General features: G+C 70.4%; 9 protein-coding genes. 8 read left to right on the top strand and 1 reads right to left on the bottom strand.

All coding sequences use genetic code 11. The features are described 5' to 3' along the window. Positions 1 to 21 precede the first annotated feature (21 nt). The 4 genes from ABT114_RS10545 to ABT114_RS10530 are packed head-to-tail and all read left to right on the top strand — an operon-like array spanning position 22 to position 4,481. Positions 22 to 885, top strand: a complete 864-nt coding sequence (locus ABT114_RS10545) for a [LysW]-aminoadipate kinase (RefSeq protein ID WP_351140792.1) — start codon at positions 22 to 24, stop codon at positions 883 to 885. Beyond that, on the top strand, positions 882 to 1,925 hold the full coding sequence (locus ABT114_RS10540) for a [LysW]-lysine hydrolase (RefSeq protein ID WP_351140790.1): 1,044 nt from the start codon (positions 882 to 884) through the stop codon (positions 1,923 to 1,925). Before ABT114_RS10545 ends, ABT114_RS10540 begins: the two co-directional genes overlap by 4 nt. Then, on the top strand, positions 1,922 to 3,184 hold the full coding sequence (locus ABT114_RS10535; protein ID WP_351140788.1) for an MFS transporter: 1,263 nt from the start codon (positions 1,922 to 1,924) through the stop codon (positions 3,182 to 3,184). The genes ABT114_RS10540 and ABT114_RS10535 overlap by 4 nt, the downstream gene beginning before the upstream one ends. Then, positions 3,174 to 4,481: a GNAT family N-acetyltransferase gene (locus tag ABT114_RS10530; protein ID WP_351140786.1), complete on the top strand. Its 1,308-nt coding sequence runs from the start codon at positions 3,174 to 3,176 to the stop codon at positions 4,479 to 4,481. The genes ABT114_RS10535 and ABT114_RS10530 overlap by 11 nt, the downstream gene beginning before the upstream one ends. 10 nt (positions 4,482 to 4,491) lie before the next feature. On the opposite strand, the gene ABT114_RS10525 is transcribed toward ABT114_RS10530, so the two are convergent. After that, the gene (locus ABT114_RS10525; protein WP_351140784.1) at positions 4,492 to 5,328 is read right to left on the bottom strand and encodes a hypothetical protein; all 837 of its coding nucleotides are present in this window, start codon (positions 5,326 to 5,328) and stop codon (positions 4,492 to 4,494) included. Positions 5,329 to 5,726: 398 nt separating this feature from the next. Here ABT114_RS10525 and ABT114_RS10520 point away from each other — a divergent pair, with 398 nt between their 5' ends. From ABT114_RS10520 to ABT114_RS10505, 4 genes are all read left to right on the top strand, one after another. After that, positions 5,727 to 6,386, top strand: a complete 660-nt coding sequence (locus tag ABT114_RS10520; protein WP_351140782.1) for a LuxR C-terminal-related transcriptional regulator — start codon at positions 5,727 to 5,729, stop codon at positions 6,384 to 6,386. Positions 6,387 to 6,649: 263 nt separating this feature from the next. Further along, a complete protein-coding gene (locus ABT114_RS10515) occupies positions 6,650 to 7,516 on the top strand; it encodes an FkbM family methyltransferase (RefSeq protein ID WP_351140780.1) in 867 nt (288 codons plus the stop codon). Continuing rightward, entirely contained in the window at positions 7,497 to 9,290 is a 1,794-nt protein-coding gene (locus tag ABT114_RS10510) for an ABC transporter transmembrane domain-containing protein (protein WP_351140778.1), read from the top strand. Before ABT114_RS10515 ends, ABT114_RS10510 begins: the two co-directional genes overlap by 20 nt. After that, the gene (locus ABT114_RS10505) at positions 9,287 to 11,056 is read left to right on the top strand and encodes an ABC transporter ATP-binding protein (protein WP_351140776.1); all 1,770 of its coding nucleotides are present in this window, start codon (positions 9,287 to 9,289) and stop codon (positions 11,054 to 11,056) included. The genes ABT114_RS10510 and ABT114_RS10505 overlap by 4 nt, the downstream gene beginning before the upstream one ends. Positions 11,057 to 11,241: the final 185 nt, after the last annotated feature.

Raw genomic sequence — 11,241 nt, 5'->3', positions numbered from 1 at the left:
CACTCCCGATCTGAGGAAGGCATGAACCCGACACCCCTGGTGGTGAAGTGCGGCGGTCACGCGGCGGTCGACCACGAGGCCGTGTGCGCCGACGTGGCGGACCTGGTGCGCGCCGGACGGTCCGTCGTGCTCGTGCACGGCGGCTCCGCGGACATCGACCGGCTCGCCGACCGGCTCGGCGTGCCGCGCCGCCGGCTGACCGGTCCCGACGGCAGGACCGCGCGCTACACCGATCCCGCGATGCTGGACGTCGTCGTGACGGCACTCGCGGGCATCGTCAAACCCCGGTTGCTGGCCGGCCTGGCCAAGGCCGGCGTTCCGGCCGCGGGACTGACGGGACTGGACGCGGGCCTGCTGCGTGCCCGCCGTCCGGCGGCGATCCGAGCCGTCGTCGACGGGGAGGACGCCCAGCGGGTGGTGCGCGACGACCACAGCGGACGCATCGTCGAGGTCGACACACGGCTGGTCGTGCGCGTCCTCGAGATCGGTGCGGTACCGGTGATCTCCCCTCCCGCGCTCTCCCCGGAGGGCGAGTGCGTGAACGTGGACGCCGACCGTGCCGCCGCGGCCCTGGCCGGTGCGCTCGGCGCCGAGACGCTGCTTCTGCTCACCGGTGCCCCCGGGGTTCTGTCCCGTCCCGGGGACGAGGCCTCCCTTCTCCGCGAGTGCCGGCTGCCGGCCACCGGACTCCCGCCCTTCGCCGAGGGAGGGATGCGCAGCAAGCTGACGGCCGCCCGGGATGCCCTGCGCTCGGGTGTGGAGACCGTGCTGGTGGCGGACGGCCGCGGGACGGGACCGGTGCGCGCCGCGCTGGCCGGTGCCGCGACCCGCGTACTGCTTCAGCGGACCGCTCCACACGCGGCCGGACAGGGAGTACCGCGATGAACCGGGAAGAGGCGAACGCCCTGCTGCGGACGATGGTGGAGATTCCCTCGCCGTCCGGCGAGGAGGCTCGGCTCGCGACGTATCTGGCCGACGTCATGAGCCGGTGCGGCATGACCTCCCATGTCGACGAGGCGGGCAACGCGATCGGGGAGATCGACCGCGGCGACGGTCCGCTGGTGCTGCTGCTCGGCCACATGGACACCGTGCCCGGTGACCTGCCTGTCCGGCTCGAGGGTGGTCGCCTGTACGGGCGGGGCACCGTCGACGCCAAGGGCCCGCTGGCCGCCATGATCTGCGCGGCCACGCTGGCGACGGGGTTCCGTGGCCGAATCGTCGTCGCCGGGGCGGTGGAGGAGGAGACTCCGGGCTCGCGTGGCGCGATGGCGATCCGTGCCACCCGGCCGGAGCCGGACCTCGTGATCGTCGGGGAGCCCAGCGGCTGGGACTGTGTCGTCCTCGGATACAAGGGCCGCCTCGACCTGGACTACCGGGTCGAGCGCCCCCCGACCCATCCCAGCAACCCCGAGCCCAAGGCGTCCGAGCTCGTCGTCGCGGGCTGGACGGCGCTCGCCCGGGAGCTGGGCGCCGATGCCTCGCACGCGTCGTTCGACCGTCCCGGGGCGACGCTGACCTCGTTCGGCGGGGACATCGCCACCGCCGAGGCCCGCTTCACCATCCGCACGCCGCCCGGTTTCGACGACGCGGACCTGGTACGGCGGCTGCGGGCGCGGCTGTCCGAGGGCGACCTCACCGTCGTCAACTCCGTCCCCGCCTGCCGGGCCGACCGGAACAACCTCGCGGTGCGCGCCCTGACCCGGGCCATCCGCGCCGAGGGCGCACGCCCCCGGCTCAAGCTGAAGACGGGAACCTCCGACATGAACACCCTGTGCGAGACCTGGGCCGCGCCGATGGCGACGTACGGTCCCGGCGACAGCCGGCTCGACCACGCGACGGACGAACACATCGTCCTCGACGACTACCTCAGGGGCGTCTCGGTGCTCACCCACGCCCTGAACTCCCTGGCGGAGACGGGGCGATGAGAGACCTGCCCGCGAACACCAGACACACCCTGCGCCTGCTGCCCCTGTGGGCCGTCCCCGGCAACGCCGCCCTGTACTACCTGGCGCTGTACATGAAGGGCAACGGCCTGGGCACCCTGTCCATCGGCGTCGTGCTGTCGGCGAACCTGTATCTCGCGCTGGTCTTCCAGCTCGTGGCCGGCGGGGTCATCAACCGGCTCGGGCGGAAGCAGACGACCGTCGTCTTCTACTTCACCTCGTGGATCTTCCCGATGTTCATCTGGTCGGTGGCCCACGACTTCTGGCTGTTCCTCGTCGCGTATCTGCTCAACGCCTCGTCGAAGATCATCGACATCTCCTTCAGCCTGTTGGCCATCGACGACGCCACGGAGCAGCAACGCCCCAGGATCTACGCGGCGATGAAGCTCATCATCACGGCCGCCGGGCTGCTCACCCCGCTCGTGGGCGTGAGCATGGAGCACTTCGGCTCGGTGAGCGCGCTCCGCGTCGTCTACTTCGTCGGCGGGGTCAGCATGCTCGTCCACGTGCTGTGGTACCGCCGGGTCACCACGGAGACCGGGGCGGGACGTACGGCCATGGAGGCGCACGACGGCACGGGGGTGCTGCGCAGCATCGGACCCAACTTGCGGCTGTTCGCGCGGGCCTGCCGGTCGCCCCTGCTGCTCCCCCTGATCGGGCTGTACATCCTCACCAGCGTGGGCTGGCAGCTCAATGTGTTCCAGGCCGTGTACCTGTCCGAGACCCTGGACTTCAGCGACCGTGTCATCTCGCTGTTCCCGGCGTTCGGCGCCGCCGTGTCCCTGCTCTGTTACTTCCTCGTCATGCCGAGGCTGCGGAGCACGTCCTCGGAGCGGTACATGGTGGCCGCGCTGCTGCTCAACGTGCTGGGCTGGTCGGTCTTCCTGACCGTGTCCCGGGGGACGCTCACCCTGCTGCTGGTCAGCGCGGCGCTGACCGCCGCCGGACACTTCCTGACCGAGGCCTACCGGGACGCCATCCTGGTCGGCCGGGTGGCGGCCGAGGACCGGGCGGGCATGTTCTCGGTGGTGCAGGGATCCGCCGCGGTGGCGGCCATCCCCTGCGGTTACGTCGCGGCCGTGCTGTACGAGACGCGGCCGCTGCTCCTCTTCGTGGTCATTCTCGCCACGTACGTCGGGGGCTCCGTGTGCGCGCTGCTGCTGCTGCGCACGGGCCGTTCCGGTGCGGTCGCCGAAGCCGCGGCCACATGCGACCCCAAGGAGGCGGCCGGTGCCGAGTGACGGGGTGCGTGGCGGGGCGACGGCTGCGTCCGTCCGACGGCCGGGCGCGGAAGGTGCGCTGGGCGGCGACGCCGTCGTGCGGCGCGTGGACGAGGAGGAGTTCTCCGCGTGGTGGGACACCGCGCAGATCGGCTTTCTCACGCCTGAGCACCGCGGTGCCGGCCCTCGGTGGCGCCGGCATGTGGACCTCGCCCGCTGCTGGGGCGCGTTCGACGGGCCGCGACCGGTCGGCGTGCTGCGCAGCAAGCCGCTGGATCTCACCGTGCCCGGGGGCGGGACCGTGGCGGTCTCCGGCCTTTGTTCCGCCGCGGTCCTGCCCTCCCACCGGCGGCAGGGGCTGCTCAGGGCGCTGATGTCGGCAGAGTTGGCGGCGGCGGAGGAGCGGGGCGAGCCGGCCTGTGCGCTGATCGCCGCGGAGTGGCCGGTGTACGGCCGGTTCGGCTTCGGGGCGGCCGCGGAGGGAGCCAACGTCACCGTGGACGCGGGATCGGCCAGGCTGCGGTCGGACCTGACGGTGCCTGACACCGTGCGCCTGGTCGACCCAGGGGTGTTCCGAACCGAGGCGCCGGCCGTCCACGAACGCGTGCGGGCCCGTGTCGCGGGGGCGGTGTCGCGCACGGCAGAGGAGTGGCACCACTGCGCGCGCCTTGCCCTCGACCCGGCGGACTCCCCGCCCGCCGACGTGCTGTACGCCCTGGCGTACGACCCCGACGACCGGGTCACCGGGTACGCGGTGTACGCCCCCGCAAGCAGACCGTGGACATCGGAGCGCCCCGATCACCGCATCGATCTCCTGGAGTTGGCCGGCGAGGGGCCGAGGCCGGAGGCGGCGCTCTGGCGCTTCCTGTGGGAGCACGACTGGGTGACGAGGGTGGACGCCTGGAACCGTCCGGTGGACGAGCCGCTGCCCTGGATGCTGCGGGACGCCCGCTCGGTGCGCCAGATCATGCGGTCGGACACCCTGTGGCTGCGGATCCTGTCCGTCCCGGACCTGCTCTCGGCACGCCGCTACGAGGCCTCCGGGAGCCTGGTAATGCGGATCCGCGATCCCCGCGGGCCGGCGGAGGGAACGTATCTGCTGGAGGGCGGCCCGACGGATGCCGGGTGTGCCCGCAGCCCCCGCGAGGCCGATGTCACCCTTCCCGTGGCCACGCTCGCCTCGCTCTACCTGGGAGGTCTCTCCGCGGTCCGGGCCGCCCAGGCCGGGCTGTTGGTCGAGGAGCGTACCGGGGCGGTCGCGCTCCTCGACCGCATGTTCCGCACCGCCGTGGCGCCGTGGGCGGTCACCAAGTTCTGACCGGCGCGACTCAGTACACCTCGGGCAGGGGCGAGTTCTCGAAGAACTGCCGGATGTCGTCGGCGATGGCCTTGCTGTCCTCGCGCCAGTTCTCCGGCAGGGTGCCGAGGTGCGCGGGCCGGAACTTCAGGCGCGGGTCAGCGATGTCGACCCGTCCGCCGCGCTCCTCGATGTGGGCCAGCAGGGTTGCCGCCTCGGTCCGGATGGCCGGCGAGTTCTCCCGCCAGGCACCGCTGCCGTGCTCGCTGACGCGCCGGGCGAGGTCGGCCTGGATGCCGTCGCGCCACTTGAAGTGGTTGACCGGGACCAGGGGGTCGTTGACCGGGTCGTGGTCGGGACTTCGGTGGCTGCCCAGGGCGAGCCGGACCGAGGAGTGGGCCATGACGATCTTGCAGGGATTGGCGTCGAGCAGGGTGTACGTCAGGAAGCCGCCGAGTGGGAAGGAGGCGTCCAGTCCCTTCTGCGGGTGCCAGCCGGCGATGCTTCCGTCCGCCGCCACGCGGTCCAGCATCACCCCGCCGACCACGGGACTGCGCACGGCCTCGGCCGCGGCGATCAGTTCCTCGGGCGGTGCCGGATAGTCGTGGAACTCATCGATGTCGGCGATGATGTGCCAGCCCTCGCCCGCCCGTACCCGCAAGTGTTCCCGCAGCTCGCTGTGGACGGTCTCGTGCCAGGGGCCCTGGCTGATGAGCACCGGCGGACCCACCAACTCCTCGCACATGGACACCAGTTCCTCGCGGCGCTGCTTCGGCGCGTGCTCGGTGAAGTGGAAGGCGAAGAGGAACTCCCGCACGCCGTGCCCTCGGTAGTGCTGCACGAACGCGCGCAGCAGGTCGGGTTCCACTGGACCTATCACAGAGATCAGAGGGGGCATGGGACGCGACTCGTCCTTCCGGTCGGCGGGAACGCACAGAGCGAACCCCGGGGTTGGCTCGGTCGTGACGCTAGCCGCGGCGCCGGCCCGTGTCGTCAACATACGAATGGACTTGGCGCCCGCCGCCTCCCATGAGGACGTATGCGCCATCGTGAATCGCGTCTCTGTGAGCGCTCACAGGTGTCGACTAAGATCGCCTAGCGGACCGACCGTTCATTTTCCAGTCTGTGATGAGCGATGTGGAGTTGCCTACACTCCTGCACGGTGGGAACGCTCCCACCTTCGAGTCGCGATGAGGACGTGCAGTGGGTGCCACGGGGGTCTGTGTGTCCCGGCCGCCCCGCCGACACGAGCCAGACGAGGTGGTCATGCCCATCAATGTTGTCGTATGCGAAGAGACTCCCGTCGTCCGCGCAGGTCTGTGCGGACTGTTGGAGTCGGACGCTGAGACCCAGCTGGTCGACTCGACGGACAGCGGTGTCCACGCCATGATGCTCGTCCGCTCCCACAGACCGGATGTGCTGATCACCGGGCTCTCCCTGCGCGGGTTCTCGGGCTTGGACCTGATAGAGCGCCTGAACCGCGAGTCCACCGTCCCGCAGCCGCGCGTCATCGTGTTCGCCACCGACGGCAGCGACGAGACCGTGACCAAGGTGCTGGCCTCGGATGTGCACGGCATTCTCGTGTGGGAGACGACCAAGGAGGAGGTGTCGCTGGCCGTGCGGGCCGCCGCGGCCGGTCACACCTACATCACCCCCCGGGTCGCCGGCCGACTGGTGGACTGGGTACGCAACCGGTCGTCCTTGGCGTCGGAGATGGACCGGCTCCGGCTGGCCGGTCTGACCCCGCGCGAGATGGAGGTCCTGGTCCTGCTGGCCCGGGGGCTGTCCGCGGACGAGATGGCCGGCAAACTGTCCATCGGGACCACCACCGTCCGCACCCACCTCTACCGGCTGCAACGCAAGCTCGAACTCCGCGACCGTGCCCAGCTGGTGTCCTTCGCATTCCAGGCGGGCCTCATGGAATGACCCGCACGAGCCCCCGGGAACCGTGGCCCGGGGGCTGATCCCGTCCTTCGCGCGTAGCTCGTAGGGGAGACGGCGACCATGATCGCGGATCGAACCGCGGCTGAGGACCCACGGGGTGTCGTAGGCGACGGGCTGCCGGCGCTCGGCGAGAAGCGAAGATCCAGGTCTCCATCCTGCACGAGCCGCGCGGAACATCCCGCATGTTTGCGCATCACATGATCATGAGGGGTCTCAGGCCAATTTCCGGACTGCATCCTGAGGCCATGAACCTGGTCTTTGACATCGGCATGAAGGACGGCGAGGATTCGGCGCTCTACCTGGCCAAGGGATTTCACGTCGTCGCATTCGAAGCCGATCCCGTACTGATCCAGCAGGCTCACCGGCGATTCGAGAAAGAGATCAGAAGCGGGCGGCTGCATCTCGTCGAGGGTGCGATCGTGCCGGAATCATGGCCGGCCGCTCCGGACGGAAAGGTCCGGTTCTACCGGAATCCGGGAAATTCCGACTGGGGAACCGTCCTCGAGGAATGGACCCTCCGAAATCAGGTGCTCGGCTTCAGCCGGATCGAGGAGGTGGAGGTCGACGCGGTCGATCTGGCCGCACAGATCCGCAAGTTCGGGGTGCCGCACTACATGAAGATCGACATCGAGGGTGTCGACCTGGACTGTCTGAACACCCTGGCGCAGTTCGACCAGCGCCCCGAATATGTCTCGATCGAGTCGGAGAAACGGTCGTTCGCGGCGTTGGAGGAGGAGCTGGAAGCACTTTCCAAGCTCGGCTACCAGTCTTTCAAGGCAGTACAGCAGGGCAGTGTCCACCGGCAGCACGAGCCTCTTCCCGCACGCGAGGGCGAGTACAGCGGTTACACGATCCGGCTTGGGTCGTCCGGTCTCTTCGGAAGAGATCTGCCGGGTACCTGGAAGACCCGGGACGAGGTGCTCCGGCAATACCGCCGGATATTCTGGAGATACCGTCTGCTGGGCGACTATTCGTTCCTGGGAAGCCGCGACTCCGGGCGCTGGCTCCTGAGGAACGCGAGCGCGCTTCTCGAGCGCCTCGGCCTCGACGTCCCGAGGCCCGTCCCCGGCTGGTTCGACACCCACGCCCGGCATGTCGACGCAGCAGCCTAGGGCCTGCCCCGGCCGCGGTCCGCTCAGCGACCTCCCGTACGCCGACCCCGGCACCCCCGACACCCGGTCGGCCCTCCGCTTCCTGCTCTGGCTGCAGCGCAGTCAACGCCGAGGGCAACTCGTCGCCGCGGCCTGGGGGTTCGCCGCGATGTCGTCGAGCGGGGGACTCGCCGTGGCCTCCGGCCGTGCTGTGCAGGCGCTCGTCGACCGGTCCCGGGACGACCTCGCGACGGCGGTCACCTGGGTGGCGCTCCTCGGTGCGCTCACCGTGCTGAGCGACGTCATGTTCAGCCGTGCGGCCGTCACCAACTGGATCACCGCCGCCGGCCGTCTGCAGCAGCTGCTGTCCCGTAAGGTCGCCGAGTTGGGCTCCCGGCTGGAGCGGCAGCTGGCCTCGGGCGAAGTGGTCGCCATCGGAACCAGCGATGTCGAGAAGATCGGCTGGTTCGTCGAGGCCACGGCCCGGTTCGGGGCGGCTTGCGCGGCCTGTGCGGCGGTGGCGGCGTTGCTGTTCGCGACCGAACCCGTGCTGGGGCTGGTGGTGACGGCGGGGGTTCCGCTGCTCGCCGCCTCCTCGCTGCCGCTCCTGCCGGCCGCCACCCGGCGGGCCGTCGAGCAGCGGGTCAGGGGCGGCCGGGCCGTCCAGCTGGCTTCGGACATCGTGGCGGGACTGCGCGTGCTTCGGGGCATCGGCGGCGAGGACCTCTATCTGGCGAAGTACCGCGGGGCGTCGCAGGCGGTCCGCCGGGCCGCGGTGCGCAGCGCCCGTCTGTCGTCCGTGATCGTGGGTCAGCAGGTGTTGTTGCGGGGGATGTTCACGGCGACGGTGCTCTGGTGCGGCACGTCCCTGCTCCAGGGACACCGCATGTCGGTGGGTGACCTCGTCATGTCCTACAGCCTGGTCTCCTTCCTGATGACACCGCTCGCGCAGTTCGAGGAGATGGCGACCGCATGGTCCGTCTCCCGCCCAGCCGCACAGCGCGCGGCCCATCTCCTCTCGCTGCGCCGCGAGGAGCGGGAGTGCGTGCCGGACGACGGCCGGGCGAGGGGTGATCTCCACGATCCGGCGACAGGGCTGCTGGCATCGGCCGGGCGTCTCACCGCTGTCGTGTGCGACGACCCGGACACGGCCACGCGGCTCGTCGAACGACTCGGCGGACACAGCTCGTCGGGCGAGGACGACGACGCTCCCTCCGCACTGCTGGGCGCAGTCCCTCTCGACTCGCTGCCGCTGGCCGCGGTGCGCGAGAAGGTGCTGGTGCAGGCGAAGGACCCGGTGCTGCTGTCGGGGACGGTCCGCGAACTTCTCGACGTTCCCCGTTCGGGAACCGTGTCGGCCGCCGAGGCGCTGGCAGCCGCCCAGTGCGACGACGTCCTGAACTCCCTTGCTCATACGTCAAAACCGCCTTCGGAGAACCCCCTGGCCGTCCACATCGTCGAACGCGGCAGATCCGTCTCCGGGGGACAGCGACAGCGACTGGCGCTCGCCCGCTCGCTCGTCGCGGATCCAGACGTATTGATCCTGGACGAGCCGACCAGCGCCGTGGACGCCTACACCGAGGCGCGCATCGCGGAGTCCCTGGCGAAGATCAGGGCAGGACGCACCACCGTCGTCCTTACGTTCAGTCCGCTCCTTCTCGACCGCGCGGACCGTGTGCTGTTCCTGGCGGGGAGCCGGGTGAAGGCGAGCGGTCCGCATCGTGAACTCGTCCTCACCGAACCGGACTACGCGGCGCTGGTCGTCCGCGGCGCACAGAGCGGACTGCCGTCATGACTGCGACCGGACCCTCCAGAAGCGGGTTGCCGATCGCCTCGGCGACGGCCACCCGTGCCTTCTTCCGCGAGCTGCTCGGCCGGCACCGCCGCATCTTCGCACGGTTGATCCTGATGAACGCCGTGGCGGTCTGCGCTTCGCTGGCGGGGCCGTTCCTGCTCGGCGACGTCGTGGGGGACCTGTCGTCGGACGGTTCCGGTACGCCGTTGACACCGGTCGTCACGGCGTTCCTCGTCGCGGTGGGTGTGCAGACGCTGTGTACCTGGCAGGTACGGGCAGACGCGGCGGTGCTCGGCGAACAGATGCTGGCACAGCTGCGCGAGGACTTTCTCCACCGGAGCGTGAGGCTGCCGCCGGCCGTGCTGGAGGGTGGTGGAACCGGCGAGTTGCTGTCCCGTATCACCACGGACATCGACCGGCTCTCCAACGCCATCCGGGAAGCCGTCCCCCAACTGGTCATCTCGGTGGTGTGGATCGGCACCCTGGTGGGCGGCCTGGCCTGGACGGCGCCGCTGCTCGCTCTTCCCGTGCTGGTCGTGCTCCCGCCGCTGCTGCTGACCTGCCGGTGGTACGCCCGTTCGGCACCGTCCGCCTACCGTGCGGAGTCCGCCTCGTACGCGGCGATCTGCTCGGCCCTCGCCGAGTCGATCGACGCGGCACGGACGGTCGAGGCCCACCGGCTCGGCCCCCGGCGCGTCGCGCGGTCGGACGACCGCATCCGCACCTGGGTGGACCGGCAGCGGTTCACCATGCGGCTGCGCACCGTGTTGTATGTGGTGGTCAACAGCGCCCACGTACTGCTGCTGGTCCTGGTCCTGGTGACCGGGGGGATTCTGGTTCTGTCGGGCCGGCTGGACGTGGGGACGGTGACCACCGGGGTCCTGCTCACCCAGATGCTGGTGCAGCCGCTCAGCCAGATCCTTCGCTGGTACACCGACCTCCAGGTCTCGCAGACCGCCCTGTCCCGGCTCCTCGGGGTGCGGAACATTCCTCCGGAGCGGGTGCGGGACGGCTCCTGCCCCGACGGCCGGCTCTTGCACGCCGACGGCGTCCGCTTCGGCTACCAGGACGGCAGCGACGTGCTGCACGACATCGCCCTGCGAGTGCCGCCCGGCACCCGGCTGGCGCTGGTGGGGCCGTCCGGCGCGGGCAAGTCGACCCTGGGCCGGCTGCTGGCCGGAATCTACGCGCCCAGCGCGGGACGGATCACGCTGGGCGGGACGGATCTGACGCACCTTCAGACCAGGCGGCTGCGGAAGCACATCTCCCTGGTCAACCAGGAGCACCACGTTTTCTCCGGCACCCTGCGGGACAACCTGCTGCTGGCCCGCACCACGGCCGAGGACAGCGAACTGTTCGCGGCGCTGGAACAGATCCAGGCGGCCGCGTGGATACGAGGGCTGGCCCGGGGCCTGGACACCGAGGTCGGTCAGGGCGGCCTGCCGCTCACCCCGGCCCAGGCCCAGCAGATCGCGCTGGCCCGGCTGATTCTGGCGGACCCGCACATCCTGGTGCTGGACGAGGCGACGTCCCTTCTGGATCCGTGCGCCGCACGCCATCTGGAACAGTCACTCGCCCGCGTGCTCGAGGGCAGAACCGTCATCTCCATCGCGCATCGACTGCACACCGCCTACGACGCCGATCTGATCGCCGTGATCGAGGACGGCCGCATCACCGAACTGGGCGACCACCATCGACTGACGGCCGCGAACGGTTCCTACGCGGCGCTCTGGCGCTCCTGGCACGGTGCGGGAGGCGACCGGTGAGCGATCGGGCAGGGGTCCGGCTGCGGGACCGTCGCGAACGCGGCCGACCGGAGGTGGCCGGCCGCGGCCGGCACGGAACTCGCCGCGGTCACTCACGGGAGGGTGGTGATCCGCTGGTGCATGCCCGAGGAGGCCCGCGCGAACCTGCACCTGGGCATCTGGTGATTCATCAATTCCCCTCCCGA

The organism is Streptomyces sp. NPDC002088, from assembly GCF_040296605.1.
GTDB lineage: Bacteria > Actinomycetota > Actinomycetes > Streptomycetales > Streptomycetaceae > Streptomyces.
The sequence above is the reverse complement of the archived record's forward strand: the minus strand, read 5'-3'. Positions and strand labels throughout refer to the sequence as shown.

Excerpts from the sequence above, each read along its gene's own strand:
- ABT114_RS10545 (WP_351140792.1), top strand. The coding sequence starts at position 22 with ATGAACCCGACACCCCTGGTGGTGAAGTGCGGCGGTCACGCGGCGGTC.
- ABT114_RS10540 (WP_351140790.1), top strand. The coding sequence starts at position 882 with ATGAACCGGGAAGAGGCGAACGCCCTGCTGCGGACGATGGTGGAGATT.
- ABT114_RS10535 (WP_351140788.1), top strand. The coding sequence starts at position 1,922 with ATGAGAGACCTGCCCGCGAACACCAGACACACCCTGCGCCTGCTGCCC.
- ABT114_RS10520 (WP_351140782.1), top strand. The coding sequence starts at position 5,727 with ATGCCCATCAATGTTGTCGTATGCGAAGAGACTCCCGTCGTCCGCGCA.
- ABT114_RS10515 (WP_351140780.1), top strand. The coding sequence starts at position 6,650 with ATGAACCTGGTCTTTGACATCGGCATGAAGGACGGCGAGGATTCGGCG.
- ABT114_RS10510 (WP_351140778.1), top strand. The coding sequence starts at position 7,497 with ATGTCGACGCAGCAGCCTAGGGCCTGCCCCGGCCGCGGTCCGCTCAGC.
- ABT114_RS10505 (WP_351140776.1), top strand. The coding sequence starts at position 9,287 with ATGACTGCGACCGGACCCTCCAGAAGCGGGTTGCCGATCGCCTCGGCG.